The 26,359-nt window shown below is 43.7% G+C and carries 26 protein-coding genes, 4 tRNA genes, 1 rRNA gene and 1 pseudogene; 7 read left to right on the forward strand and 25 right to left on the reverse strand.

Translation table 11 applies throughout. The features are described 5' to 3' along the window. Positions 1-40: 40 nt before the first annotated feature. Positions 41-1,593: ribosomal RNA gene (locus tag G4D54_17995) — 16S ribosomal RNA — on the reverse strand. Between the two features lie 240 nt (positions 1,594-1,833). Then, on the reverse strand, positions 1,834-2,379 hold the full coding sequence (locus tag G4D54_18000) for a DUF402 domain-containing protein (GenBank protein ID QJA04192.1): 546 nt from the start codon (positions 2,377-2,379) through the stop codon (positions 1,834-1,836). A gap of 133 nt (positions 2,380-2,512) precedes the next feature. On the opposite strand from G4D54_18000, the gene G4D54_18005 reads away from it, so the two are divergent. The 3 genes from G4D54_18005 to G4D54_18015 all read left to right on the forward strand — a co-directional run bounded on the left by G4D54_18005 (position 2,513) and on the right by G4D54_18015 (position 3,638). Further along, positions 2,513-2,704: an oxidoreductase gene (locus tag G4D54_18005; GenBank protein QJA04193.1), complete on the forward strand. Its 192-nt coding sequence runs from the start codon at positions 2,513-2,515 to the stop codon at positions 2,702-2,704. A 1-nt stretch (position 2,705) separates the two neighbouring features. Continuing rightward, the gene (locus G4D54_18010; protein ID QJA04194.1) at positions 2,706-2,987 is read left to right on the forward strand and encodes a spore coat protein; all 282 of its coding nucleotides are present in this window, start codon (positions 2,706-2,708) and stop codon (positions 2,985-2,987) included. Between the two features lie 198 nt (positions 2,988-3,185). Next, the gene (locus G4D54_18015; GenBank protein QJA04195.1) at positions 3,186-3,638 is read left to right on the forward strand and encodes a GAF domain-containing protein; all 453 of its coding nucleotides are present in this window, start codon (positions 3,186-3,188) and stop codon (positions 3,636-3,638) included. Here the strand turns inward: G4D54_18015 and G4D54_18020 are convergent. From G4D54_18020 to G4D54_18055, 8 genes are all read right to left on the reverse strand, one after another. Next, entirely contained in the window at positions 3,626-4,435 is an 810-nt protein-coding gene (locus G4D54_18020) for an AAC(3) family N-acetyltransferase (GenBank protein ID QJA04196.1), read from the reverse strand. The two genes, G4D54_18015 and G4D54_18020, sit on opposite strands and share 13 nt — an antisense overlap. After that, positions 4,405-4,839: a thioredoxin fold domain-containing protein gene (locus tag G4D54_18025; protein QJA04197.1), complete on the reverse strand. Its 435-nt coding sequence runs from the start codon at positions 4,837-4,839 to the stop codon at positions 4,405-4,407. Before G4D54_18025 ends, G4D54_18020 begins: the two co-directional genes overlap by 31 nt. 456 nt (positions 4,840-5,295) lie before the next feature. Further along, positions 5,296-5,369 (reverse strand) — tRNA-Thr (locus G4D54_18030). 76 nt (positions 5,370-5,445) lie between these two features. Then, positions 5,446-6,015, reverse strand: a complete 570-nt coding sequence (gene maf / locus G4D54_18035; protein ID QJA04198.1) for a septum formation protein Maf — start codon at positions 6,013-6,015, stop codon at positions 5,446-5,448. Beyond that, complete coding sequence (locus tag G4D54_18040) at positions 6,008-6,730, reverse strand: TIGR01906 family membrane protein (protein QJA04199.1); 723 nt, start codon at positions 6,728-6,730, stop codon at positions 6,008-6,010. Before G4D54_18040 ends, maf begins: the two co-directional genes overlap by 8 nt. 363 nt (positions 6,731-7,093) lie before the next feature. After that, the gene (locus tag G4D54_18045; protein QJA04200.1) at positions 7,094-7,528 is read right to left on the reverse strand and encodes an ACT domain-containing protein; all 435 of its coding nucleotides are present in this window, start codon (positions 7,526-7,528) and stop codon (positions 7,094-7,096) included. Then, complete coding sequence (locus G4D54_18050; protein ID QJA04201.1) at positions 7,528-8,409, reverse strand: homoserine kinase; 882 nt, start codon at positions 8,407-8,409, stop codon at positions 7,528-7,530. Before G4D54_18050 ends, G4D54_18045 begins: the two co-directional genes overlap by 1 nt. Continuing rightward, complete coding sequence (locus tag G4D54_18055; GenBank protein QJA04202.1) at positions 8,402-9,895, reverse strand: threonine synthase; 1,494 nt, start codon at positions 9,893-9,895, stop codon at positions 8,402-8,404. The genes G4D54_18050 and G4D54_18055 overlap by 8 nt, the downstream gene beginning before the upstream one ends. A 117-nt stretch (positions 9,896-10,012) precedes the next feature. Between G4D54_18055 and G4D54_18060 the strand changes: the two genes are divergently transcribed. From G4D54_18060 to G4D54_18070, 3 genes are all read left to right on the forward strand, one after another. Then, positions 10,013-11,194 (forward strand): homoserine dehydrogenase, encoded by a 1,182-nt coding sequence (locus tag G4D54_18060; protein ID QJA04203.1) that lies wholly within the window; start codon positions 10,013-10,015, stop codon positions 11,192-11,194. Between the two features lie 4 nt (positions 11,195-11,198). Further along, entirely contained in the window at positions 11,199-12,509 is a 1,311-nt protein-coding gene (locus tag G4D54_18065; protein QJA04204.1) for an aspartate kinase, read from the forward strand. Between the two features lie 65 nt (positions 12,510-12,574). Next, positions 12,575-13,600, forward strand: coding sequence for an aspartate-semialdehyde dehydrogenase (locus G4D54_18070; GenBank protein ID QJA04205.1), 1,026 nt, complete (start codon positions 12,575-12,577; stop codon positions 13,598-13,600). A gap of 205 nt (positions 13,601-13,805) precedes the next feature. Here the strand turns inward: G4D54_18070 and G4D54_18075 are convergent, their stop codons facing one another. From G4D54_18075 to G4D54_18085, 3 genes are all read right to left on the reverse strand, one after another. Further along, on the reverse strand, positions 13,806-14,468 hold the full coding sequence (locus G4D54_18075; protein QJA04206.1) for an alpha/beta hydrolase: 663 nt from the start codon (positions 14,466-14,468) through the stop codon (positions 13,806-13,808). 13 nt (positions 14,469-14,481) lie between these two features. Continuing rightward, positions 14,482-15,243: an MBL fold metallo-hydrolase gene (locus G4D54_18080; GenBank protein ID QJA04207.1), complete on the reverse strand. Its 762-nt coding sequence runs from the start codon at positions 15,241-15,243 to the stop codon at positions 14,482-14,484. Between the two features lie 268 nt (positions 15,244-15,511). Continuing rightward, positions 15,512-15,868: a hypothetical protein gene (locus G4D54_18085; protein ID QJA04208.1), complete on the reverse strand. Its 357-nt coding sequence runs from the start codon at positions 15,866-15,868 to the stop codon at positions 15,512-15,514. 254 nt (positions 15,869-16,122) lie between these two features. Between G4D54_18085 and G4D54_18090 the strand changes: the two genes are divergently transcribed. Further along, positions 16,123-16,208: transfer RNA gene (locus G4D54_18090), tRNA-Leu, on the forward strand. A gap of 227 nt (positions 16,209-16,435) precedes the next feature. Here G4D54_18090 and G4D54_18095 read toward each other — a convergent pair. From G4D54_18095 to G4D54_18150, 12 genes and pseudogenes are all read right to left on the reverse strand, one after another. After that, positions 16,436-17,224, reverse strand: coding sequence for a class I SAM-dependent methyltransferase (locus tag G4D54_18095; GenBank protein QJA04209.1), 789 nt, complete (start codon positions 17,222-17,224; stop codon positions 16,436-16,438). Between the two features lie 157 nt (positions 17,225-17,381). Continuing rightward, positions 17,382-17,729 carry a hypothetical protein gene (locus tag G4D54_18100; GenBank protein QJA04210.1) on the reverse strand — a complete coding sequence of 116 codons (348 nt, stop codon included), beginning with the start codon at positions 17,727-17,729 and terminating at the stop codon, positions 17,382-17,384. A gap of 215 nt (positions 17,730-17,944) precedes the next feature. Continuing rightward, a complete protein-coding gene (locus G4D54_18105; protein ID QJA04211.1) occupies positions 17,945-19,297 on the reverse strand; it encodes an IS4 family transposase in 1,353 nt (450 codons plus the stop codon). Continuing rightward, a pseudogene (locus tag G4D54_18110) lies at positions 19,294-19,453 on the reverse strand (2-C-methyl-D-erythritol 4-phosphate cytidylyltransferase). Before G4D54_18110 ends, G4D54_18105 begins: the two are co-directional and overlap by 4 nt. 255 nt (positions 19,454-19,708) lie before the next feature. After that, entirely contained in the window at positions 19,709-20,473 is a 765-nt protein-coding gene (locus G4D54_18115) for an ABC transporter permease subunit (protein QJA04212.1), read from the reverse strand. Then, positions 20,470-21,381, reverse strand: a complete 912-nt coding sequence (locus G4D54_18120; protein ID QJA04213.1) for an ABC transporter ATP-binding protein — start codon at positions 21,379-21,381, stop codon at positions 20,470-20,472. Before G4D54_18120 ends, G4D54_18115 begins: the two co-directional genes overlap by 4 nt. A 2-nt stretch (positions 21,382-21,383) precedes the next feature. After that, positions 21,384-21,584, reverse strand: a complete 201-nt coding sequence (locus G4D54_18125; protein ID QJA04214.1) for a PLDc_N domain-containing protein — start codon at positions 21,582-21,584, stop codon at positions 21,384-21,386. Beyond that, positions 21,584-22,687 (reverse strand): helix-turn-helix transcriptional regulator, encoded by a 1,104-nt coding sequence (locus tag G4D54_18130; protein ID QJA04215.1) that lies wholly within the window; start codon positions 22,685-22,687, stop codon positions 21,584-21,586. Before G4D54_18130 ends, G4D54_18125 begins: the two co-directional genes overlap by 1 nt. A 517-nt stretch (positions 22,688-23,204) precedes the next feature. Next, positions 23,205-23,987, reverse strand: a complete 783-nt coding sequence (locus tag G4D54_18135) for a family 1 glycosylhydrolase (GenBank protein ID QJA04216.1) — start codon at positions 23,985-23,987, stop codon at positions 23,205-23,207. Between the two features lie 202 nt (positions 23,988-24,189). Continuing rightward, a tRNA-Leu gene (locus G4D54_18140) sits at positions 24,190-24,275 on the reverse strand. Positions 24,276-24,468: 193 nt separating this feature from the next. Then, a tRNA-Leu gene (locus G4D54_18145) sits at positions 24,469-24,554 on the reverse strand. 569 nt (positions 24,555-25,123) lie between these two features. Continuing rightward, on the reverse strand, positions 25,124-26,146 hold the full coding sequence (locus tag G4D54_18150) for an aldose epimerase (GenBank protein QJA04217.1): 1,023 nt from the start codon (positions 26,144-26,146) through the stop codon (positions 25,124-25,126). Positions 26,147-26,359 lie beyond the last annotated feature (213 nt).

The raw sequence follows: 26,359 nt of genomic DNA on the forward strand, positions 1-26,359 counted from the left end.
AACTGAACAGGAAATGTTCGATAACTCTTCTTTTGTACTTTCTCCTTAGAAAGGAGGTGATCCATCCCCACGTTCCCGTAGGGATACCTTGTTACGACTTAACCCCAGTCATCGGTCCTACCTTCGACGGCTCACTCCCTTACGGTTATGCCACCGGCTTCGGGTATTACTGACTCCCATGGTTTGACGGGCGGTGTGTACAAGGCCCGAGAACGTATTCACCGCAGCATGCTGATCTGCGATTACTAGCGATTCCGACTTCATGAAGTCGAGTTGCAGACTTCAATCCGAACTGAGACGATCTTTATGAGATTCGCTTCTTGTCACCAAGTCGCTGCTCTTTGTGGTCGCCATTGTAGTACGTGTGTAGCCCAGGCCATAAGGGGCATGATGATTTGACGTCATCCCCACCTTCCTCCGGTTTGTCACCGGCAGTCTCGCATGAGTCCCCCAACTTGATGCTGGTAACATGCGACAAGGGTTGCGCTCGTTGCGGGACTTAACCCAACATCTCACGACACGAGCTGACGACAACCATGCACCACCTGTGTGATCCATAATTATCCCCCCCTATCTCTAGGGTATTTGTTTCCATGTCAAGGCCTGGTAAGGTTCTTCGCGTTGCTTCGAATTAAACCACATACTCCACCGCTTGTGCGGGCCCCCGTCAATTCCTTTGAGTTTCACACTTGCGTGCATACTCCCCAGGCGGAGAACTTATTGCGTTAACTGCAGCACTGAATTTCTCCAACACTTAGTTCTCATCGTTTACGGCGTGGACTACTAGGGTATCTAATCCTATTTGCTCCCCACGCTTTCGTGCCTCAGTGTCAGTTACAGACCAGGCGACCGCCTTCGCCACTGGTGTTCCTCCATATATCTACGCATTTTACCGCTACACATGGAATTCCATCGCCCTCTTCTGCACTCCAGCATACCAGTTTCCATAGCTTACAATGGTTGAGCCATTGCCTTTTACTACAGACTTAGTACGCCACCTACGCACCCTTTACGCCCAATGATTCCGGATAACGCTTGCCACCTACGTATTACCGCGGCTGCTGGCACGTAGTTAGCCGTGGCTTTCTGGTAAGCTACCGTCACTCCCATAGCATTTCCTCTATGAGCCGTTCTTCACTTACAACAGAGCTTTACGATCCGAAGACCTTCTTCACTCACGCGGCATTGCTCGTTCAGGGTTTCCCCCATTGACGAAAATTCCCTACTGCTGCCTCCCGTAGGAGTTTGGGCCGTGTCTCAGTCCCAATGTGGCCGTTTACCCTCTCAGGCCGGCTACGCATCATCGCCTTGGTGGGCCGTTACCTCACCAACTAGCTAATGCGTCGCAGGTCCATCCATGTTCACGCCTTGAAGGGCGCTTTAATATACAGAGCATGCGCTCCGTATACCTATCCGGTTTTAGCTACCGTTTCCAGCAGTTATCCCGGACACATGGGCAGGTTACCTACGTGTTACTCACCCGTTCGCCACTAAGTCTTTTTGGAAGCAAGCTTCCTGAAGACTTCGTTCGACTTGCATGTATTAGGCATGCCGCCAGCGTTCATCCTGAGCCAGGATCAAACTCTCCATTTGATTTAGCTCTAACGCATGACTTGCGTTTGAATTTCATTTTAGTTATCGTTATTCCGAGAATATTGTTTCTCAAATAATTGACGTTTCCTGTTCAGTTTTCAAAGACCGAAATTTCTATTTCGTTTGCCGCTGTACTCATCAGCGCTCGTATATAATACAACACATATCCCTGTGTGTCAACAGCTTTTTTTATTTTTTTAACTTTTTTATCATATTTCTTTCATATACCGCATAGAAGCCTTATTTCATTCTTTTATCCTCATCCATATAGCGCAGGTATTTATCATACAATGCCGATATTTCCCGATGCTCAAATGGTGAATTTTGCAGACGGATATCCACCATCAGACGATCCAATCCATGATGAATTGCTTTATCCAGCTTTTGGCTATACCCCATTTCCGCAGAATGCTCCTGATATTCATCCTCATCCAGCAGCGTAGTTTTCCCTGTTGGTGAAACCTTGACATCCAGATCATAATCAATATTCTTTATTGCTTCTCCGTCATAAAGGGATGGGGATGCCAGATTGCAGTAATAATGGATACCCGATTTTCGAATCATGCAGATGACATTGTACCACTTATCCGGATAAAAGAAGCAGATTGCCGGTTCTCTGGTCACCCACTTGCGTCCGTCCGATTCACTGACAAGTGTTTTATTGGTTACTGCAACAATACGCCGTTCATTCGCTTCGATAACATAACCCTTTGCCCAGGTTCTGTGAAGACTCCCATCATGCTTATAGCTCTGGATATATACATATTCTCTTTCTTGTATTTCCATGACGTCCTCCTGTGAGTATCTATTATAGCAGATAAAACCTTGAAAGCAAATGCATACAAGTGTAATTTTCCTACCATACTATTGTATGAAAGGAGATGTATGACTGATACATAGAGTCATACGAGTGAACACTATGCTGACACCAAAAGACGTATTGTATATGGAAGATATTCTGGATCAGACGCTTGTTTTGAATAAGCGTGTTGCCAATGATATCACAATGATTCAAAGTGAAGATGTTAAAACCTGTTTTGAGAACGTACAGGAAAAATTGAAGGAGCACTACCAGACATTACTGGCTATCCTGGAAAGTGAGGCAAAATAACATGGCTGATAAATCAAAGAGCTATGGCGATAAGGATATCGCTACCAACCTGCTTGTTACATTAAAGCATATGAAGGCTGAATTAAATACCTTTACACAGGAAGCAAGCAATGATGAGCTGTTTACAAAAATCGATGAGGTTTATACCTGTGTATCCACTCTGCAAAGAGATGTCTTCAATATGATGACAGCTCAGGGCTGGTATAAAATGACTGCGGATTCAGCAAAAAACATTTCCAAGGCTTATACGAAGTTTTCAAAAAGTGAAAGTGAGTTATCCTAATAGGAATTATTCACTCAATCACGCGTAATTGATAAAGCTGTAAATATAGGAGGAAGAAATAATTTCTTGCATGGAAATTTATTTCTTCTTTTTTTATTTATGCCTGTTACTTGAAGCGGTATGAGTTTCCATAGATAACTGCTTTTTCTTTTTATAATTTCATGATACGATATCTTATATATTAAGAGAGGTCGGATTATGAAAGAGAAAAAGTATGAATTGATTCTGCAGCAGCTGCAAGCCTTGCTGGAGGGAGAGCATGATATGATTGCTAACATGGCAAATATGGCAGCATTATTATTCCATGAGCTTCCGGATTTGAATTGGGCGGGATTTTATCTTATGAAAAATAACGATCTTGTTCTCGGTCCGTTTCAAGGCAAGGTTGCCTGTATGCATATCCCGTCAGGCAAAGGGGTTTGCGGAACCTGCGCGCTGCAACGCTGTACACAGCTGGTAGAAAATGTACACACCTTCCCCAGCCATATTGCCTGTGATAGTGCAAGCAACTCAGAAATCGTGATACCCTTGATAAAAGAAAACACCCTGCTGGGTGTTTTGGATGTAGATTCACCTATCCTAGCCAGATTTGATACTATAGATCAGCATTATCTGGAGCAGGCTGTAGCAATATTGCTTCAGTCTCTGTGAATATGGAAATAGGCTGTGGCTAGCGTAATAGCTTCTCTGGCAGAGAACATGCGGCAGCGTCCGTTCCCAATGTAAGAGGTTTTCACAACGCTCCGCTCTTCCATTGCTTCTCCGATTTCGGAGAAGTTTTTTGTATGATAATCCAGATCAAGCATATCCTTCCATATGGTCTGTTTATTATTTTCTATAGGAGCACTTACCAGACGGATGGGAAGCTGATCTCCCGAATAGCGGGCAAGATGAAACATGCTACAGCTTTCATATTCACAGCCGAGCAGAATGGTATATCCATTGAACTCCACAATTTTACCAAGTGGAGAATCCTTACTGAGTCCAAAATGCAAAGGGTGACGATCACAAATCAGCTTCGCATATTTGCCCCATGCCGCAAAGCTGTACAATGGATGATAGGAACGCACAACTCCTTCATTGCGAAGAAACTGTAGTGCAAGCGCATCCTGGGGCGCACTCAGTTTTCGATCAAACGGAAAAGAAGACGCACGCACATCATCCCAGTAAACACGTTCCACCGTTTTTTTCTGGCAGGATGGATCAAGCAGCTGAGGAGTAAAGGTTGGCATGACCAGTGTACCCTCATAGCCGACGGCATCGATCAGTGCTTCTATCAGCGCCTGCTCACCGCCAATTAAATAGCCCAGTCTCTGCAGGTCTGCCTGAACCAGAAGTACCATTCCCTTCTGTATCCCCAGTGACGTGAGCTGCTGTACAATTTCCTCTTTTGAAGAAACCGTCGCAGTATCCTGATTTAATGTAGTAAATACAGATCGTTCAGCCATTTTAACAAGTCCTTCTTTTCCAGATAACCTTCTTTGCTATTTTCAGGCAGCAGACTTCCCTGATAAAAGTAAAAGGTTGACGGCAGGCTTTGAATTTTTCCTGTCGTTATTTGCAGTTCTTCAACAGCCTGCTTGATGTCCGTATCTTCTTCGTTGGTATCCATCTTGAGATAATAGATTTCAAACGGTGTTTCTTCTTCTATCTCCTGTATCACTTTTTCATACTCATCACAGGAATAGCAGTTATCCGAGGTGATATACAGCATGAAGGAATTCTTTTTCGGATCCTGCAGTCTGACTAAAACTTCCTGAGGAGTCAGTTCAATCGGTTCTCCCTCATGATCATTACCACATCCCTGCAGTAAAAACATCATGCAAAACAGACAGAGCAGTACTTTCTTCATGAACAGCTACACCTCGCTTTCTGGTTTTATTTTACCACAGAATATGCATTCTCTGCTATTTTTTTCAGTAATCCACAGAAAAAGTCATCCTGCGATCGTTTTTGGTGGGGAAATGAATACGCAGAATGACTATTTGAAGTATAGCATACAATGAAGGATGAAAATAATCATTTGCTCAAGCTGTTATTTATACAGCAGCTTTCGGCCGGTAACATTGCCCGATCATATGTGAGGCTCCCATATGAAGGCATTGACCTATAAACTATTTATGAAATATAGTCATTTTTTTCATGAAATATCCTACCGAAATCCATACAGTGGAAATCCCTAGATCACCTCTGGAATACCACAGGGGACTGGATCAACACAAAGTTAAGCACTTTTTTCGTCTTTTCTTTCGTCCTTTTAATCTCATGGTATTAAAAAAGCCTTTATTTAAAGGCTTAACTTACTTTATGGTGCCGGTACCCAGAATTGAACTGAGCGCTGAGCATTACCATTGCTCTGTATTACCACTATACTATACCGGCAGCTATGCTTTATGATTGGAAAGCTATTATATTATAATAGGCATTGCCGATTTTTTCAACCATAAAACAAAATTTTTTAGTTTTTTTCCAGATACGCTTTCAGGTGACGGTAAACTGCAGCAATCGGCAGCCCCATAACATTGAAATAATCTCCATGAAGTTCTCGCACAAACAGCTTCCCCATTCCCTGAATTCCATAGGCTCCAGCTTTATCATATGGCTCACCGCTGTCAAGATATCGCTCAAGCAGTTCTTCCTCAAGCTCATAGAAGGTCACACTTGTTTTTTCATGAAAAAGCTCAGCTTTTCCTTTCCAAACAATAGCCACACCGCTGACAACCGTATGAGTTTTACCGCTTAGCTGCTTCAACATACGATAGGCATCCTCCCGATTCTCCGGCTTGCCCATCATCTGATCTTTGAAGCACACCATCGTATCCGCACCAAGAACAACAGCCTCTGGGTGCTGTTCCCATACGGTAAGTGCCTTCTGTCTGGCTATCTGTTCGATCGCAGAAGCAATCGGCAGGGAACGGTCAAAATATTCCTCACAATTCGCAGCAACAATATCAAAGGGATACGATAGGTCTTGTAACAGCTCCTGTCTTCTGGGAGATGCGCTTGCCAGAATCAGACGTCTAGTCATGATGCAGTTCTCCGTGAAGCTTGTGAAGCTGATGTCTCAGAAAAAGATAGCAGAACACGAACAATCCGATAAATCCGGTCGCAAACATTCCCACAATCCGGAAAACCATCGAGGAAAAGAATTGTGATGGAAACAGATTGATCATCAAATCGGTAGCCGGATTCAGCAGCCATAAATCATTGCGAAATGCCAGCTTGTGAAAGGTTGTCCAGAATGCATCGAAGTCAACATATGCCCAGCCTGCCAGCATGGCGAAGAACACCGCTGCCAAAATTGCTGTTTTCATATAATTGATGCTGAAAATTGTCAGCATTCCACTTTTCAGACGAACTGCCATGTACACCAGAGAGAGCACAAGCAGAATAATCGCTACATTTCTCAGCACCATGGCAAATCGATACAGATTGCGCACATCCACCATATGGGAGGATTCTCTCGCATTGAAAGCCTTGGTTTCCGTCCCCCTAACCGCTACGGTGACATCAATATTGTCCCGGCGGTCCTGCAGATAATCCAGCAGTGCATCCGTTGCCTTGTTGAGATCCTTCTCCGTCATCCCTAAAGACTGTGCAGTTTCCAGTGATGCATATTCCGTTTTATAAAAACCCTTATTGAAGCAATTTATGTTTATACTCGTAACCAGTAAAATCACGATTGTGCAGACAGCAGCAGTATATGCCGCCAATGTCGTTAGTTTTTCTAACAGCTGTTTCATAGGATACTCCTTATATATTAAATGGCTTTTTATATCGTACCATATTTCAGAAAAAAAGAAAATCACCTTTTTTAAAATCAGACATTTACAAAGCAAAGCCCGCTACTGTTCATTGAGCAATTCTCCATACAGAAAGAAAACCATGAGGAATAACCCTTAAAGTACGAGTCTATTGTCATAGGATGGTTTTGTTTTTCCTCTTATCTGAGCATGTACATACAATATAGATTCAGGAAAATAACCACAGCTCCTGATTCGGAACACCAATTCAAATGCGACAAAAGCGTCAGCATGGAAAAAGCGGGATTCCCCGCTTTCTGATAATCCTGTGCAATGATTATTATCCGCACATTCCGCTCACCGTTATTCTACTGCAATCAGGCGCAGATTGCTCACACCGCGGCAGCTGCGCAGACGCTCCAGTAGTTCATCGATGGATACCGCCATTTCGCATAAATCAAAGGATAGTACCACCGATGCCCACTCATGTATCGGAATATTCTGATTGATGGTTAAAATATTGGCATTGACGCTCGACATCGTGTTCAGTACCTCTGACAAAATTCCTTTATCATGATGCAGCATAAGAGATATCACAGCCTTTCGCTCACTCATCCCCTGAGCTGGAAGAAAGACATAGTCCTTATATTTATAATATGTTCCGCGGCTGATTCCGACACGCTTGACAGCCTCGCTCACCTGCTTTACCTCACCGTTTTGCAGCAAGGAGCGCGCTTCAATGACCTTGTCCAGCACATCCGGCAGAATCGTACTGTCTACAATATAGTATTTCTCCATCAGCATACCTCGCTTTGCACACCGTCATAGGTCGCACGCAGAATACGAGCATCCCAGGATGGATACTGATTCTTTATTTTTTCAACAAGCACACGGGCTGCGGCTTCCTCCTGTGTCAGAGCAATCATCGTCGATCCGCTTCCGGATATATACATGGTAATCATATCCGTTTCCCTGCACAGACTGCGGACATCCTCATATTCCATAATCAATTTCTTGCGGTAGGGCTCCTGCATCTGATCTGTGCAGGCTTTTCCCATAATCATGGCATTCCCGATTTCCATCGCCTTTGCCAATGCCGCACAGCGCCCCATCTGATAGACAGCGTCCCGATACCTCATGGTATCCGGTAAAACCTCCCGTGCCGCTTTGGTGCTAACCTCATAATCGGGAATCATTGTCACAAACAGCAAATCGCGTTTTACACCGTAACGAATCATATTCGGCTTCCCGTCTTCCATGAAGGAAACACACAGACCGCCAAAGATGGCCGGAGCAATATTATCCGGATGTCCCTCCATCTGTGTTGCCAGATCAAAGAGCTCATAGCGGTTCATGCGGTTATGAAACAGGGCATTCGCTCCGGCAAGTCCTGCGACGATACAGGTTGCGCTGCTGCCAAGTCCTCTGGCATAGGGTATATCGGTATCCACTGTGATGCGGATTCCCGATACGCTTTCCCCCATATACTGAAGCCCCTTTACAAATGCCTGATAAAACAGATTCTCTTCATTGCAGTAGGCTTCTTCACAGCCCGCAATTTCCAAGCCCTCTGCAATCACCTCAAAAGTCACTGTCGCAAAGTCGTCAAGCGCAAGACCAAGACAGTCATAGCCGACTCCCAGATTCGCACTTGTTGCCGGAACACGTACCTTAATCATGGAATATTTCCTCTCCGATGGTTTCCACAAAGGAAGACATATCATTCTTATCTATCAGGTGGCTGTGCAAAATGTCCATTTTCGCAAGCTCTGCCAGCGGCTTCGGCATTGCAGAACCGCTTTTCTGCTGCAGCATTTCCATACAGGCAAACTCATCCGGGATTGTCTCATTAAACAAAGCCTCGTAAACAGCAGGTGCAAATTTATATGGACTGGCTGTGGAAAGCAATACACATTTATGCATGGAATCCTCTTTTTCATAGTCCTTCATCACCTTGTAGGCAATAGCCGTATGCGGATCCATAACATAACCGCTCTGTTCATAAAATTCACGCATACTCTGTGCACATGCCTCATCATCACAATAGCCGCCCGCAAAATCCTCACGGACAGAGGTGAAAATATCCTCACGCACCTGATAGCGTCCTGTTGCTTCCAGCTCGTTCATCAGCTGTGCGATATAGTCAGCATCCTTGCCACTCTTGTAGTAAAGCAGCCGTTCCAGGTTGCTGGAAATCAGAATATCCATACTCGGAGAGATGGTTTTATAGAACGGACGGTTTCGATCATAGACACCGTCCTTTAAAAAGTCAAAGAGCACATTATTGGAATTGGATGCCACGATAAATTTGTTTACCGGCAAGCCCATCAGCTTGGCATAGTAACCGGCAAGCACATTCCCATAGTTTCCTGTCGGCACACAGAAATCCACTTTTTCACCGAATGTGATTTCCTTTGTCCGTACCATATCCTTATATGCATACACATAATATACAACCTGCGGAATCAGTCTACCGATATTGATGGAGTTCGCGCTGGATAAGGTGATACCCTTTTCCTTCAGCCGTGCAGACAGCTGTGCATTCTGAAAGATCCGCTTCACATTGGACTGGGCATCATCGAAGTTACCCCTGATGGCACAGACACAGGTATTGCTTCCCTTGGTGGTTACCATCTGCAGACGCTGAATATTGGATACACCCTCATCCGGATAGAAGACCGTGATTCCGGTACGCGGTACATCCAAAAAGCCCTCAAGGGCAGCCTTACCGGTGTCACCGCTGGTTGCGGTTAAAATCATGACATGTTCATCGGGTTGCTGCTGCAGGGATTTGCTCATCAGCTGCGGAAGCATGCGCAGCCCCACATCCTTAAAGGCGCAGGTAGGACCATGAAACAGCTCCAGAATATTGGTGTTCCCCGCCTTATGAAGCGGCGTGATGTGTTCATCTCTGAATTTGCCCTTATAGGCATTTTCCACACAGTCCTTTACTTCTTCCTCGGTAAAATCCGGTAACAGCAGCTGCAGAACAGTTTCCGCCATCTGCTCATAGGTCATCTGCATCATATCCTGCAGCGGCAGACGCAGCGTATCCAGCGCATCATAGACAAACAGGCCGCCATCCTCTGCAATGCCCTTTACGACCGCTTCCTTGGGTGTGCGCGCCAGCGCTTTGTTTCTCGTACTTGTATATATTTTCTCCATGTTCCAATCTCCTTTTTTTTCGTCTTGCAATTCTTTTTTTACTATGATACAATGTTCGCAATAAAAAAACAAGTGTTTTTGAAACAAAGACACAAAAATTTATTGAGGAGGAATTATATGAATATAGCAATACTCGGTTATGGAACCGTTGGCTCGGGAGTAAAGGAAATTATTGATCACGCGGTAACAAAAAGCACCAAACAGTTGCACGTATCCTATATACTGATTCGTAAAGGAAAAGCGAAAACACTTCCTTATATGTGTGATGATATCCGGACGATTTTACAGGATACTTCTGTGGATATCATCGTGGAAACGATGGGTGGTCTTGAGCCTGCCCATACGTATATTCTGCAGGCATTGAAAAGCGGCAAGCATGTCGTTACAGCCAACAAAGCGGTAATCGCAGCTTATCTGAAGGAGTTCACAGATGTCGCAAGAGAGCACAATGTCCGCATTTACTATGAAGCAAGCACCGGAGGTGGAATTCCCTGGATCGAAGGACTGGCAAAGGCGATGCGAATCGATGAGGTTGACCGCATCCACGGTATTTTCAATGGTACCAGCAATTATATTCTGGATCACATGCAGCGCTACCATGCATCCTTTGAGGATATTCTGAAGGAAGCGCAGGAGCTGGGCTATGCGGAGGCAGACCCAAGCGCTGATATCGACGGCTATGATATTTGCAACAAGCTGCGTATTTCTGCCAGTCTTGCTTATGACTACCATGTACCGGATACCTTCCCGGTATTCGGCATCCGCAATATCACGAAGCAGGACGTGTCGTATTTTTCATCTTTAGGCTATGCTGTACGTCTGATTGCCAAAACCCGGCGCAACGCAAACCGTTATGGCTGTGTTGTTGAGCCGGTGCTGTTTGAAGCCGGTTCTCTGGAAAGCAATACACAGGACAATTACAATCTGATTACGCTGCATGGGAAAACCATTGGAGATTTGAAGTTTTTCGGTCAGGGTGCCGGAAAGCTTCCGACTGCCAACGCCATTGTACAGGATCTGATCGACCTCAATGAAGGCGTTTGTCACATGGATCCTTCCTTCACCAATACGATGAGCTATGATGAGACACTGTGTCTGCGTGATTACATCCTGCGTGCAGATGAGGCGGCACGTGATGAGCTGCAGGATTTCAGCTATGAGGTGAAATCCTTTGAAGGGCAGGAGTATCTGCATATTCAGAAGGCTGAGGTATATGAAATGCATCAGGTGATGGAGCGGATGCTAAAGACAGATGTCCATGCCTTTATGGCCAGCATCTATGAAAGGGAGGATGACTAGCAGTATGATGAAAATAACAAAGTTTGGCGGTTCGTCGGTTGCGAATGCACAGCAGTTCCGCAAGGTTAAGCATATCATTGAAAGCGATCCGGCCCGGCGCTTTGTCGTTGTCAGTGCATCCGGACGTGAGCATAAGAAGGATAATAAGGTGACCGATCTGCTGTATCTGATTGAGGCCCATTTAAAATACAGCGTCGATCATTTATCCCTGTTTCATCTGATAGAGGAGCGCTTTATATCCATTAAGAATGATCTTGGACTGAGCTATCCGATTGAGGAGGACCTCGCAAAGCTGAAAGGTCAGCTGAATAAGACAATGTCCACGGATTATCTGGTTTCACGAGGAGAATATCTGACCGCTAAGCTGATGGCGGAGTATCTTGGCTTTCCATTTGTGGATGCAAAGGATATCATCACCTTCCGTTATGATGGGAAAATTGATTTTGATGCGACAAAGTACCGAATGGATAATACAATGAAGAAGCTGGACCGTTTTGTCATTCCCGGCTTCTATGGCGCACTGCCGGATGGCACCGTGCGTACAATGTCACGTGGTGGAAGTGATATAACGGGTTCAATTCTGGCGGATATTCTAAATGCGGATATGTACGAGAACTGGACAGATGTTTCCGGCATACTGATGGCTGACCCGAGAATTGTCCACCATCCAAAACGCATCAACACCATCACCTACTCCGAGCTGCGTGAGCTTTCCTATATGGGGGCAAGTGTTCTGCATGAGGAGGCAATTTTTCCGGTAAAGGAAAAAAACATCCCGATCAATATCCTGAATACCAATCATCCGGAGGAGGGTGGTACCATCATCGTGGAGAAAGATGATCATCCAAGCGAGCAGATGATTACCGGTATCGCAGGGAAGAAGAATTTCACCGTTATTGCCATTTATAAAAACCACATGTCGGATGAAGTTGGCATTATCCGCCGGGCGCTGGAAATCTGTGAGAATTACCGGATCAGCATCGAGCATATTCCAAGCGGGATCGATTCCTTCAGCATCGTTGTCAATTCCGAGGATGTGAAGGATATCATTTACGATATGGTGGGCGATATGAAGAAGGCCTGCAATGCCGATGAAATCAAAATCATTGATAATATTTCCCTGATTGCCACGGTTGGCCGTCAGATGATGTATCGTCCGGGTATCAGCGGGAAGCTGTTTGCTGTGCTGGGAAAGAATAATATCAATATTCGCATGATTGCGCAGGGAACGGACGAAATGAATATTATCGTCGGTGTGGAAAACAAGGATTACGAAAAAACAGTGGAAACCATTTACAACAACTTTGTTGTTTAGACACACCGCATGCTTCACAATTCGCGCATACAGAACATATAGATAGAATATGAGGAGAGAGTGAAATGAAAACATACAAGGTCGCAATACTCGGTGCCACCGGTGCTGTAGGTCAGGAAATGATAAAGATTTTAATGGAGCGCAGCTTCCCAATCTGTGAGCTGCATCTTTTGGCAAGTGCAAGAAGTGCAGGGAAGAAGCTTACCATTGCCGGTAGGGAGTATACCGTTGAGGAAACGACAGAAAACAGCTTCGACGGCATGGATATCGTTTTAGGAGCTGCAGAAAATGATATTGCCGAAAAATATCTGCCGATTGCCGCAGAAAAAGGAGCTGTTGTTGTGGATAACAGCTCAGCTTTCCGACTGGATGAGCAGGTACCGCTGATCATTCCGGAGGTGAATCCACAGGCAGTACATGAGCATCACGGCATCATCGCCAATCCAAACTGTGCAACGATTATCGCACTGGTTGCGCTACAGCCGCTGCATGCATATGCAAATGCAAAGCGTATGGTCGTTTCCACATATCAGGCTGTCAGCGGTGCAGGCGTCAACGGAATCCGTGAGCTCAATCAGCAGGTGGGTGCGCTGGCACATGGCAAGGAGGTATCAGTTTCCACCTTCCAGTATCAGATTGCCTATAATCTCATTCCGCAGATTGGCGGCTTCAACGAGGCCGGCTATTCCAGCGAGGAAATGAAGATGCAGAACGAAGGACGCAAGATTATGAGTAATCCTGAGCTTTGCGTAAACTGTACCTGCGTACGCGTTCCTGTGATTCGTTCCCATTCCGAATCTATTATGGTAGAGTTTGAGAAGGAAATCAGCGTAGAAAAGGCAAGGGAGCTGCTGCAGGGGGCACCGGGTGTCAGACTGGTGGATGAGCCGCAGGAGCAGGTATATCCGATGCCGCTGGATACCACCGATCAGGATCTGGTGTTTGTCGGTCGTATTCGTGAGGATATGAGCGGGCATGCGAATGCATTAAGCTTCTGGTGCTGTGGTGACCAGGTTCGCAAAGGGGCCGCTACCAATGCGGTTCAGATTGCTGAGCTTGTCATTCAGGAAAAGGAAAAACAGCAGGAATAAAGGAAAACTGTTCCTACTGATATGTAAAGCTGCAATAAAAATCTCAAATTCCGTTCACTGTGACAGAATTTGAGATTTTTTTGTTCGGTATCTTCCTGTACTTGTTCTTATAGTAAGGCTTCCTTCTGTTCGCATTTTCGTATTTACCAGGCAGTAAATATACGAAGCGGTATGCATGCAGTATCCACTGCAATATACGTGCCATTCAATCGCCATCAACCTGCGATTTATCCGTTGCCGCATACAGGATGCTTTTTATACAGCGGTATGTGTCCTCGCATTGTTCCAGCATTGGCATGTGACAGGCATTTCTTATAAAATGAAACTGCAACCGTTTTACTGTTTCCCAATGTAGATTCAAATCCTGAATCCGATTGGAATACTCACAGATTCCGCGATCTCCATAGATCATGTGTATCGGTACGGTGATATCCGTCAGTGGACTGTAATCAAACTGCTCCTGCAGCTGCTTCGCCAGTGAGTCCTGATACCATACGGCTTCCTTTGCCATCTCCTTTTGCAGTTTAACACCCAGCGTTGCCATACTCTGCTTCATAACGAGATTACGATAAAAGGGCTCTGCCGGACATAAATTGCTCTCTATGCAAATAACGCATTTCACCGGCACACCAAAATCATGTGCCAGCTGCAGGGCAAGGATTCCGCCCATGCTGTGTCCGATAATAACATCAATATCCCTGGGAAGCTGTGATGCAATCCAGGAAGCCAAATCCATCACCTGAGCTGCCTGTGCTGTAACCTCATGCGAATACTCCATAAACAGCAAATCATGTTCTTTCAGGCAGGAAGCTGCCTGTTTCCAAAGCTTGGATGTACAATACAATCCCTGCAGCATCAATATTCTCATGTTCCTTTTCCTCCTATAGGCGAATGGAGAAATTTTCATATCGAAATTCTCCACTGCCATGCTGAAGCAGACCCTTTTCCTGCAACTTTTCCCATGCCTGTGCTGTCTCCTGAATCAGTGAAGGCCCCACTTCGATTGTATCATGGGCAGGCAGCAGGCGCTGAAGCGCTAGCTTTTGCAGCCTTTGTACCGACAGCAGATATGCCTGTGGATCAGTGGACGGATAATCACAGTACAGAACACCTTTATAGATAAGATCCCCGCAGTACAGCCATTCCCGTTCCAGATCAAAAAAGCACATATGTCCAGGAGAATGCCCCGGTGTATGCAGGACACGGATATGACGACCGCCAAGATCCAGGATATCCCCATCTCTTACAATGCCTGCATTTCCCTGCCATACAGTATAGGCGTCCAAATGAAAATCACCTGGAAAAGAACAGGGCTCTTTCATCAGCTGCTGCTTCACCACATTAAGCGGCAGTGGAAATTCTCCATTCAGCCAGGAATACTCCCGTTCATGAACCAGTACATCAATATAGCTGCCATGACTGCCGATATGGTCCCAATGCACATGTGTAGCAATTACAGTAACCGGCAATGCAGTCAGCCGATCTGTTATTTTACGAATATCCGCGACCCCCAGACCACTGTCAATCAGTAAAGCCCTCTGCTTTCCAAGCAGCAGATAACAATTTGTATTTTCATAATGCTTATGCTCTGAAATCACATAGGTTGTATCATCCAGCATTTGAACCTGAAACCAGTCCTTCATACATACACCTCCGCTACCCATTCAGTATAACACTTACAGCATCAGCCGCAAAGCAAGAATGCTTTCACCTTCCTGTTTCCAGCTTGAAATAAATTTCGCATATATCTGTAAACAGCAATATACAAAAGGAATCCATCAGCTGACAGAATATTTCCTATATTATGATGCGAGTCACCTCAGAAAGCAGAATAGAATAGTAAAAAAACCTGTATCCAGAAAACCGATATAGTTTCGGCATCCGTTTTACAGGCTACAGCTTTGCTTGATATCAGGCATTCTTCATTTCATTTGCTACGGGCTCTGAAACAAACTCTTCTGCTTCCTCTTCCACCTCTTCTTCGATTACATCCTCAATACACAGACGAAGTGTACTTGTCAGATCATTGATTTTCTTCAGAACCTCACCGATTCCATAGGCCAAAAAAGCGAAGCCAAAGTAAGGTACACAGCCGGTGAAATACAAATTGAGAATATCTGTCAGCTGCAGTGTATATGTTGTTTTATAGCTTTCCACCGTCAGATACGCCTGATAGATTTCAAAAGCGGCAATTGCCAGGAAGATAACAGAGGCCACATAAAAGACGATACTTGCCTTGGAGATTTTCATTTCTTTTTTCGTTTTCATGATTTCAACCTTTCTTTACGTGTCCCTATTATCTACTACAAATGTGTGAATAATATGTGTACTATGTGAATTTTTAAAGAATTTTTCAGGTAAGCGTTCCCACCTATCATCAACGGATTCACTCTATGGTATCCCTGATTGTATCGTATTTCCTCAGTGAACCATACCGTTCCTGATACAATTCTCTTATTTTTTTCAAAAACATCTGGATTATTCATGAAAAATATAGTATGATAAATAGGCATTTAGGAAACGCAGACGTGGTGGAATGGCAGACACGCTACTTTGAGGGGGTAGTGAGCGTATGCTCGTGTGAGTTCAAATCTCATCGTCTGCACCATTTTGATAAATAAGCCGGTAAATATCGGCTTTTTTATATGGTTCACAGTATGCAGATCATTATATTCACTCTGTTTGAGACTGCTGCTGCCTTTTATATGAATAAAAATCAGGCATCGATCTCAGCATCCCAGATCAACAGCCTGATTTTCAAACGCATTCGGGTATCTTCCCCGTTTCTTATTTTATTATATTTTCTGAACTCAAGACTAAGCTAGCGTCATATGTTTATACTTTCTCAGCCATGAGCAGCATGGATAACGGCAAGCCCATTGCATCATATACATCCGACAGTCCGATATCATAATCATATTCATTCAGCAGCTTTACACTCATACCGCTTTGTATGGTGCTGTTAACAAGCTCTGAAATGGAGTGTGAAAAGCTTGTGAATGTCTTGGATGCATAATCTCCGGAAATATACCCCATCCCATTGTTTTCAATCCATGGCTCCTCCGTAAAATATTTGTGCTCCAGCAGTCTAACGGCATCATCACAGTAGCACTCCTCTCCCGGCAGAGGGAGCATATTCATGAGTGGATGAAAATCATGAAGCAGCATAATGCCCTTTGGCTTTAGACAGTCGGACACCACCTGAAAAAGTGCGTTTACATCCTGAAACCAGGTAATTGCACCGATCGTAAACAGGATCACATCGAATTTCTGATGATATTCGCTTCCTATATCCAGAATATTCATAGCTAAAAAGCTACATGGTACATGCAGCTGCTTTGCATGCATTTGCCCCTGTGCAATCAGATTTTCTGCAATATCAAAGCCGGTACCAACTGCCCCATAGTGTCTGCAGATGGATAGCAGCTCCCTGCCGTTGCTGCAGCAAAACTGCGCAACATGTTTTCCAGCAAGATTCAGTTGATCAAGCTCAGCCTGTAATGCGGGCTGAATGTAATAAGCGGATGACGCCTGGAGGTTTTCAACGACTGCATCTCCCCAGCCATTGATTCTATTGTTGAACGCTTCCTCCCAAGCTTCCTTGTTCATTTCTATATAGCTCATGTTTTCTCTGTACTCTCTTTCCTATCATTATATTCATCTTATTTAGCCTCCTTCCCCAGTATGCAAGCATAACTGATTTCTTAAATTATATCATAAATCTGGAGCATACAGCCTGGTTTTCGTAATTAGAGCTGCTGCAAACTCACCATACCTTCTATTATATTATGCGTGTGATATAATTTTCTGAAATTTCTGCATGGAACTGGTGTTTTGCCAATACTGCAGCCCTTTCTGAACATAGGATAAGGTAGAAAACAGAGATATCTGTTTTCTGAAGCTGCAGTGATAATTTCATTCCATGATCATTTTTCATCCTGAATGATCGTTTTACCAAATCGTCTCCTCCCCTTATCATCGGATCAATTACGATTCGGGATTTCATCATTGATTCTACTCTTTCCCCTTTCCAGAAGAAAAAGAATCCTGTAACAAGAAAAATTCCTACTCCCTTATGGGGTAATCCAAAATTAGGAGAATACAACACGAATGTATTTATCAATAGCATTTGCATCCTCCTATTTGCAAACACCCTGGAGTAAGAAAGAACAAGGGAAAAGCAGCCACTGTAAAAAGCAATGTCATCAACTTAAGGTATCTTGACAAAAAAAGAGTATTCAGTATAGAGAACAATCAATATGTTCCTATAGAGGATACTTTTTTTTGAAAAATAAGTGCGCAAAAAAACACGAATTTGGTACTATCATACTATTTCACACTACATCAATAAGAATAACGATAAGTCATTCTATGTTTATTCAATCGCTTTTTCTGTCTGCTATATATGCTATTTCTGTCTTGGCGTATTGGACAGAGATGACGCATCATCTCTTTATCCATTTTTACTGATGCTTTTTTGGCTAGCTTTGGATGATCATAATACACAAATATCTTCAGTAGATAGTGTTTCAATTTTCCACTCGCATAATTTCTATTAAATGCCATCTCATATTTATATCTTTCCTGTTGTATGGTACTTAAGTTTTCTTTTGAACATACGATATCAGATACAGCATTGTATACTAATGCACATGCGTATATATCCTGCTTTATCAATTGTTCCCGATAACCTGAGAATTCTTCCATCTTTAATTGTGACTTCATGGAGCGATAGCAGGTTTCTATGTCCCAGCGCAGATGATACAGTTCCTTCATACTTTCTGTATCAAAATCAGTTTCAGAAAGATTTGTCAATAATATCTCTGTAGCTGTACTTCCGTCATTGAGTACGATTTGGAATTTCACAAAACGTAAATGGTAGGTAGTATTCATAAGTTTTATCCGAAATGATCTATCCTCACGGAAGTGATTACTCCGCAATCTACCATATATGACATCAATCCATTTATCATCTTCATCATCACGAAGTTCTTCACATTCCCTTTTAAAATCATTTGCTTTTAATCGAAAGACAAAATATTGACCGCTTTCTAACATCTGATCGATCAGCTTAATAGAAGGATATCCTCTGTCAAATATACAAACCATTTTTGATCCTTGAGGTAAGATATCTCGTGCATAACCCAAATGATCTTCTGCGCTTGATTTCTCACTGTATTTATACGAATTTATAGATATATCTATAATACATTTATTAATGACATCAAAAATACTGGAAGCAGAACCCATCACAGGATCATTATCGCCATCGTGCAATTTTGTTTTCCAAACCTCTTTATTATCTCTCCATTTAGGTATCAAAAAATCGCTTCCATCAATCGCCATAATATAATAATCATTTAATTTTAATAATTTCTTTTCTGCATATACATCTCTGTTGATATCATGAAGAATTGTACGAAGGGCATCAGGGTTAAATTTCATCCGCGCATTAAAATAACCTGTTTGTGATATTTCTATATTTTCATCAACTTGTTCAATGAAATCAGAAATTTCATTCTTCTGTGATTTTCCGGTTGTGGCAAGCATCTGCATAAAGATATGAGGCAAAAGGATTTTTCTCTTTCTCGTATAAGCATTTTGATTATTTCCACGGATAATATCAATATATTCAGTATCGAGCAGAAAAGCGGTTCTATGAATCCTGTTTAGATAAGATTTTTCACACGACATCATAAGGACTCCTCCGGATAAACCAATAATGGTTTATTCTTAGCATAAGCAGCTTTAAGATAAGGGATCTGATCAAAAGTGACTTCTCCAAGATAAGCAACAGTCTCCTGAGAAACTTTTTGTACCATTTCTAGTAGATTTCACAATACTGGCATAGATTTTGGATCCTTTTTTTCCAAGTTCTCACATACATAACAGCACCATCGTACACACTACAAATCAATTTAGATATATATTAAATAATGTGTAATCATCCTTTCATTTCACACTACAATTATAGCATAATTAAAGGTGAAATAGATACCCATTTTAGGTAATCATTTCACCTTTTTTCGTTTTCTATACAATAAACCACACATTTGTCAAGATACCTTAAGTTGATGACATTGCTGTAAAAAGTGACTGCTTTTTCAATTATAGACTTTTACGATGAAATATAATAACTGCCGCTGCCAGCTGAAGCAGGGTAACAGTAACTGCACAGACTGCAGGCTTCAGAAATTCCTGCATCGTGATGCCATCGGTAAGATAAGACTGGTACTGTGACAAAAACACAAAGGGTGAATAATCTGCCACCGCAGCAAACATCGTTATCAGCACACAGAGCAGAAACAGGCAGCCGGCACACAGCAGACTTCCGGAAACAGTCCCCTTATACACGCCCCCCAGAATCATAGAGGCTGTCATCATCAAACCAAACAGCCATACCCCAGTCACAAGCGGAAACAGATGCGGCACGAGAGAGCTTTCCCAGAATACGAAATTGTACAGAAAGGTAATCAGGAATGAGCATCCCAGAGACAATGTCCACAAGCATGATATGGAAATAAATTTTGCGGCAAGAACGCTGTTGCGGGGCATCCCTTTTGCCAGCAGCGGTATCAGAACCCCCTTTCCGATTTCATTCGCCATTGAGGATGAGCACATAATAATGATTGCTATCAAGCCGATCTGCGCCGTATTTTTGAAGAACTGGAGCCAGGAATCAAGTACGACAGGCTGTGGAATCTCCATATGCATACCCTCCGGCAGAAAGCCTGCGACCAGCTCCGGTAAATAACGTGCACTGACTGGATTCATAAATCCCAGTGCTGCAAATACAATCAATAATATGACAAGCTTATAGGAACGTACTGCCTCCAGCAGCTCCTTTTTCATAAACGCTGTGAATCCCTTCATTTTGTCACCTCCAGAAAATACTGTTCCAGAGTCGGACGCATGCGCTCCAGCCTCTGCAGCCGCAGCCCCTGCGCATTTACAATAGCTAAAACCTGCTGCTGTGTTTCCATATGATCCGGCAACTGCACTGCATACGGATGTGTCTGTTGTACGGCAATGCCCCGTTTTCGCAATGCTTCCAGCAACAGCGAGCACTCCTCCTCACACTTAGTTTCCACATAAAGCGATGCAGTTCCCTTCATCTGCAGCAGCTCATGTAAATTTCCGCTTACGGCGATCTTTCCCTCATGCAGAATGGCGATGGAATCACAAATGCTTTCCACATCACTCAGGATATGTGTGGAAAACAATACCGTCGTTTTCTCTTTTGCCTTTTCCAGTATTGTCAGAATCTCCTTGCGACCCTGCGGATCCAGCGCCGATGTCGGCTCATCTGCTATCAGCAGCTTAGGCTCATTCAGCAGCCCCTGCGCAATCGCAAGGCGCTGCTTCATCCCTCTGGAAAACGTGGCACATCGTTTTTTTCCGGTCTCTGATAATCCCACCAGCTGTAATAGCTCATCAATCCGTGTCTTTGCCTTCTGCGCAGCAAGACCGGATATCTCAGCACACAGCTGCAAATACTCCCGTGCTGTCATAAAGCCGTAAAATTCAGGGACATCACTGACATAGCCGATATAACGGTTCGTTCTGGTATTTCCAAAAACAACCGGCTCCTGCATAATATACAATTCCCCGGCATCCGCCTTTTCCAGACCGAGAATCGTTTTCATTGTCGTTGTTTTTCCCGCACCGTTTTTTCCTATAAACCCGAAGATACTGTGCTGCGGTACCGTTAAATCGATGCCCTGCAGAACCTTCTGCCTTCCGAAGGCTTTATGCAGATTGCGTAGTGTTAATACATCCATTGCTACTGCTCCTCTCTGCCGATTACAAAATAGAGAATCGGCCCCAGAAACTGAAGAAACAAAATAACCGGTATCCAGATCCATTTGTTTCCTATCCTTACGTGCGGATGACGAATCAGATGAATCAATGCAAATATAGCCAGACCAAGCTCCAGCAGAATCAGCGGCAGTAATGCCGGCAGATATTCCATAAGTGTATCCATTATGCTCTCTCCTTTTCAGCCTTTAGCTTCTGCAAGCAGGCCTGATAGCGTGGTTCTTCCTTCAGAAAATCAAATACAGGCGGCTGCAGCTCCTGAATCAGTGAATCCAGAATAACTCCGCCGTCTCTGGGAGCCTGTGTGCGCAGCTGTAAAGACTCCATCCAGGCTTCCACCTCCGTAAAATATATATCCCTATGAATCTTCATATGGGCAAGATCGTATCGGATAATCACGTCGACCATCCGTTCCAGCATATGCAAGGCGGATTCCTTATCCCCGCGCTGTGCATAAACCATGGCGCAGGACATATAGACCATCGTTGAGGTGATGGTATGCAGTGCATCGATATGAAACAGCTTCAGCATTTCCAGCATACGGTGCATTGTTTCATCGCACAACTGCTCATCCTCCATATTCATCATCATGTAGCTTGCCATATCCTGTATTACGAACAACAGATGCTGATAGATGCAAATTTGAAAGATGCGGCTGGATTGCTTTGGCTTTCCCAGCATTTGATAGCACGCTGCAATCATCTCACTGTCCTGTGCGATTGGCTTTGCCTCTTCACCGAGAAGCTGCAAGGCCTTTTGCGGCTGACGGCTGGTAATCAAATAGGTTATTTTCAAAGAGATTGCATCCTTTACCAGACTGTTTTCCTCACTTTCCGCAATCACACGGTCACACAGCTCCTCGCTGCGCTTCATAACCTGCTCCGGTTGTTCATGCAGCATGTAGTGATTAAGATAAAGCCCTGCCATCTGCAGCAGAAAGGGAAAGCAGGAATAATATTTGCGTATCAGCTCCTCACTGTGAGCATACGCATTGGCGCTGTCCCGGCTCCATTCAGCACTGAGCTGCAGATACAGCTTGTTTACAGCCTCCATACTCAGCTGCGGTTCATATCCGATCAGCTCATCCACACTGACATTAAACAAAGTGGCCAGCTGGGGCAGCAGCAGGATATCCGGCAGGGTCGTTTCGGTTTCCCACTTGGAAACACTGGATTTCGATACACCCATATAGGCAGCCAGCTCTTCCTGCGTCATGTTCGCGTCTCTTCGCAGCGCGATAAGCTTTTTTCCAAGTCGAATCGTCGTCATTGTTCATTCCTTCTTTCTGCTTTTATTATATCGTTTCCCCGCAGAGTTACAATGGCATAAAACGCAACTTCAGGAAGAAATATTTCCCAGCAAGAAACAATATATGCCGGCAATGCATACTCCTTAGTCTATCGGTTCATCAATATCAAATAGAATTTTTTCCAGACATATGCCATTCCCATTGACACATATGTGATCAGGCCTGAAATCATATAAGTATTACAAACGGCTCTCACAACATAAAAAACAGCTTCTCAGGCTGAGGCTGCTTTACAGCTTTATCTGAAGGTACAGATGTATTCTATGCTATGCATTTATGGGTGATGGGTATAAAATATCCGTTTGCTTGGCCCTGTCTGAAAAAGGTTCAAGCAACTGAAAACACTACGTCCTGCTGATAACAGACAGACGCTTTCCAACACCTGCAAAAAAGGGCACAAACGTATGATTGCGTCGTACCCTCCTCACAGCGTAATTATCCTCTAGTTAAGATAGGCGAATTCTGTTTTATAACGGCTTATAGCTCTTCACCATTGGATGCAATCACTTTTTTATACCAGTAAAAGCTTTTCTTTGGTGTACGCTCATACGTACCGTTGCCATAATCATCCAAATCCACATATACAAAGCCGTATCGCTTAGAAAATTCTGATGTTGTCTGTGATACAAGATTAATCGGACACCATGCGGTAAATCCGAATACCTCTACCCCGTCACGAATTGCTTCCTTCACCTGTGTCAACTGCTTCTGCAGGAAATCAATTCGGTAATCATCGTGAACCATACCATCGGCTTCCACCTGATCATAGGCACCGAAGCCGCACTCGGAGATAAAGATCGGCAAATGATAACGGTCATACATATGATTCAACGCAATACGCATACCGATTGGATCGATTGCCCAGTCCCACGCACTGTATTCCACATAATTGTTTTTCTCAGCACCCATTAAATTGGAGGTATGCAGCTTTAAGGAATCACCGTTATATCCTGATACAATACTGCTGTAATAGCTGAAGCTCATGAAATCAACAGTCCCCTTTTTCAATACCTCTTCATCTCCCTCCTGCATAGGAAGAACAACGTTATTCTGTTCAAAAAAGCGTTTCATATAGTATGGATATTCTCCCTTGCACTGCACATCCGGAAACAGTAAATCCATACCGGTATCAAAAAGCTGCTGCAGATTATCCTGTGGACTGCAGGTTTTCGGATAATACACCTGCTTGCTCTGCATATTCCCTACCTGCAATGTTTCATCAATTTCATGTGCTGCAAGAACACAGCGTTCTGTTGTCATATTCTGCCGCAGGCATTTTCTTTCCCTCCTGCAGTATCTATATGGAATATTTGCGGGAGAGGAAAAGATACTGACATGAGGAAAAGTAAGCTACAGCAACTACGGCTATATGTATATCCGATATACACGATACTGTGTATTTATTTACTATTATCCTATAAAACAAAAAAAGCGCTGATATAGAGCGCTTTTGTGCTTATCATGGTGCAGGAGAAGAGATTTGAACTCTCACGCGATTGCTCGCACTGCCGCCTGAAGACAGCGTGTCTGCCGTTCCACCACTCCTGCATGTTTCATGATGCTCAATTATAATACACTGAAAAAAATGATTTGTCTACCCCTAAATGGAAAAAAATCATTTTTTTACTTTACTTTCCCTGCAATGATTGCAAATGCTGGCAGGTATCCCATGTGTGCATGGCAGGACATATATTTTTCAAAACAAAAAAAGACGCTGATATAGAGCGTCTGACTCAACAAATGGTGCAGGAGAAGAGATTTGAACTCTCACGCGATTGCTCGCACTGCCGCCTGAAGACAGCGTGTCTGCCGTTCCACCACTCCTGCATGATTGAGTGCCCTACAATAATACACTAAAATCTTTATTTTGTCTACCTTAAAAACATATTTTCCCTATGAAATTTCATTTCGTTTTTCCTTACTATGATGCCTCCCCCTTGTCTGCATCATCTTACCGGATGATTTTATATGCTTCATTACCTTTTAAGCGCCAGTACCCTTTTAACCTGCGAATGCAATCACCATACGATAGCCGCTTATTCTCCAGTTTCTGCGTGTCTTTTATATAAGAAGACCTGTCTGCTTTTCTTTTATGAATTACCTAATGTTCAGAAATTTCAATAAAAGACATCAAAGAAGTTGACAGATCATGCAGTTTCACAGATTCTGTACAAAAGAACAGCCTGTGGAATGCAAGCTGTTCCATATTTATTGCGATAAAGCAAGTTGTTGAAGCATTCTTATGTTTCCTGCACGTTTTTCTTCTTCGCCAGTACTGCCTGTATGAGCATCTGCATTCAAAGAAAGCCCTATGCCTTCCTCTTTATCTATATTTTAAAGAAGGATACACGATATCTCTATTGCTTTCAAATTTTGATGCCGATGGTTGACCAGCTTTACATATGAGAAAAGGTATATACCGTTTTCTGCTTATACGGATGCCGTGCATCATAAAATGGATGCACTTCGGCATTCCTGATATTTACACCGTTTGGCAGGTCCTGTGTTTCCAGCGCCAGAGCGATAAATGCCTCTCCCCTTCGATGATGATTCAATACAAGATTCTCATCATCAAAATAATTTGCACTATACAAAACCAGAGAAGGCGCATCAGTAGTCATATCCAGACGTCTTCCACTTCCTGCATGATATAAGGTGATGCCGTTAGGCCCCAGCAAAAACGGCGTATCATATGCTCTGGTATATTGAAACTCGGGATGGCCAAGCTTATAGCGCTTTTGTATCGGTGTCAGATTCCGGAAATCAAAGGCACTTCCGGCTTCAATTTTCTCTTTTTCAAACGGATGTCCATCCGGATGAATTTTCAGTTTTTCCACACTGTCAATACGCAGGTCATGCTGCAATATGGATTCCCGCAAATTTCCCGACAGATTGAAATACATATGGGAAGTCATATTCATCAGCGATTTCTGCGGAGGTGTTCCATGGTATTCTATTATCAGATTGTTTCCACTGAGCCGATACCATATATCATAGCGGTAGGTACCCTGTGGAAATCCGTCCATGTCATGACGGCATTCCAGATGAAAATGCAGTGCCTGTTCCTCCTCTTCAACATGAAACAACTGTCTGGATATACCACCCGTACCACCATGCAGATGATGACAGCCGTTATTGATTGAAAGCTGATGAACGGTGTTCTCCATTGAATAGCTGCCATAGGCGATTCTTCCTGCCACCGGTGAGACGACTGCATTCAGATACGGCCCCTGCTGTCGCTCATAGTCCATGATATCGGGAAAAGCAGCGACCACATTCTCCATATTGCCGCTTCGATCCGAGGTTTTCAACTCCGTAATCACAGCATCGAAATTCAAGGCTGTCATATGTATAGCCTCATTCTGAATTGTATATGCATAAACAGCACCTTGTGAAAATTCTGCAACCTTTTTTTTCATGATTTACTCCATTTCTCTTTCGCATATTGCGCAGACACAAATATAAAAGGACAAATGCAGTGATATCCATGTGCATATTGCTGCATTGCACCTTCCTACACAATCGAAGCAAACGTACAGTTCATAGACCCGCAGCCTTCAGTACCTGTTTCAAATGATTTTCCATATATGCATGCAGCAAAGGATGTCCCCAGGAATACAGTCAGATGTTTC

Origin of the sequence: [Clostridium] innocuum, assembly GCA_012317185.1 — a bacterium.
Taxonomy (GTDB): Bacteria; Bacillota_I; Bacilli_A; order Erysipelotrichales; family Erysipelotrichaceae; genus Clostridium_AQ; species Clostridium_AQ innocuum.

Bases quoted from the DNA above. Each gene is read 5' to 3' on its own strand.
- G4D54_18075 (QJA04206.1), bottom strand. From the start codon at position 14,468: ATGAGAATATTGATGCTGCAGGGATTGTATTGTACATCCAAGCTTTGG.
- G4D54_18040 (QJA04199.1), bottom strand. From the start codon at position 6,730: ATGAAACAGCTGTTAGAAAAACTAACGACATTGGCGGCATATACTGCT.
- G4D54_18080 (QJA04207.1), bottom strand. From the start codon at position 15,243: ATGAAGGACTGGTTTCAGGTTCAAATGCTGGATGATACAACCTATGTG.
- G4D54_18005 (QJA04193.1), top strand. From the start codon at position 2,513: ATGCTGACACCAAAAGACGTATTGTATATGGAAGATATTCTGGATCAG.
- G4D54_18045 (QJA04200.1), bottom strand. From the start codon at position 7,528: ATGGAGAAATACTATATTGTAGACAGTACGATTCTGCCGGATGTGCTG.
- G4D54_18105 (QJA04211.1), bottom strand. From the start codon at position 19,297: ATGATGTCGTGTGAAAAATCTTATCTAAACAGGATTCATAGAACCGCT.
- maf (QJA04198.1), bottom strand. From the start codon at position 6,015: ATGACTAGACGTCTGATTCTGGCAAGCGCATCTCCCAGAAGACAGGAG.
- G4D54_18125 (QJA04214.1), bottom strand. From the start codon at position 21,584: ATGGATACACTTATGGAATATCTGCCGGCATTACTGCCGCTGATTCTG.
- G4D54_18050 (QJA04201.1), bottom strand. From the start codon at position 8,409: ATGATTAAGGTACGTGTTCCGGCAACAAGTGCGAATCTGGGAGTCGGC.
- G4D54_18025 (QJA04197.1), bottom strand. From the start codon at position 4,839: ATGAAGAAAGTACTGCTCTGTCTGTTTTGCATGATGTTTTTACTGCAG.
- G4D54_18085 (QJA04208.1), bottom strand. From the start codon at position 15,868: ATGAAAACGAAAAAAGAAATGAAAATCTCCAAGGCAAGTATCGTCTTT.
- G4D54_18070 (QJA04205.1), top strand. From the start codon at position 12,575: ATGAAAACATACAAGGTCGCAATACTCGGTGCCACCGGTGCTGTAGGT.
- G4D54_18130 (QJA04215.1), bottom strand. From the start codon at position 22,687: ATGACGACGATTCGACTTGGAAAAAAGCTTATCGCGCTGCGAAGAGAC.
- G4D54_18095 (QJA04209.1), bottom strand. From the start codon at position 17,224: ATGAGCTATATAGAAATGAACAAGGAAGCTTGGGAGGAAGCGTTCAAC.
- G4D54_18135 (QJA04216.1), bottom strand. From the start codon at position 23,987: ATGACAACAGAACGCTGTGTTCTTGCAGCACATGAAATTGATGAAACA.
- G4D54_18015 (QJA04195.1), top strand. From the start codon at position 3,186: ATGAAAGAGAAAAAGTATGAATTGATTCTGCAGCAGCTGCAAGCCTTG.
- G4D54_18100 (QJA04210.1), bottom strand. From the start codon at position 17,729: ATGCTATTGATAAATACATTCGTGTTGTATTCTCCTAATTTTGGATTA.
- G4D54_18060 (QJA04203.1), top strand. From the start codon at position 10,013: ATGAATATAGCAATACTCGGTTATGGAACCGTTGGCTCGGGAGTAAAG.
- G4D54_18115 (QJA04212.1), bottom strand. From the start codon at position 20,473: ATGAAGGGATTCACAGCGTTTATGAAAAAGGAGCTGCTGGAGGCAGTA.
- G4D54_18150 (QJA04217.1), bottom strand. From the start codon at position 26,146: ATGAAAAAAAAGGTTGCAGAATTTTCACAAGGTGCTGTTTATGCATAT.
- G4D54_18020 (QJA04196.1), bottom strand. From the start codon at position 4,435: ATGGCTGAACGATCTGTATTTACTACATTAAATCAGGATACTGCGACG.
- G4D54_18010 (QJA04194.1), top strand. From the start codon at position 2,706: ATGGCTGATAAATCAAAGAGCTATGGCGATAAGGATATCGCTACCAAC.
- G4D54_18000 (QJA04192.1), bottom strand. From the start codon at position 2,379: ATGGAAATACAAGAAAGAGAATATGTATATATCCAGAGCTATAAGCAT.
- G4D54_18055 (QJA04202.1), bottom strand. From the start codon at position 9,895: ATGGAGAAAATATATACAAGTACGAGAAACAAAGCGCTGGCGCGCACA.
- G4D54_18065 (QJA04204.1), top strand. From the start codon at position 11,199: ATGATGAAAATAACAAAGTTTGGCGGTTCGTCGGTTGCGAATGCACAG.
- G4D54_18120 (QJA04213.1), bottom strand. From the start codon at position 21,381: ATGGATGTATTAACACTACGCAATCTGCATAAAGCCTTCGGAAGGCAG.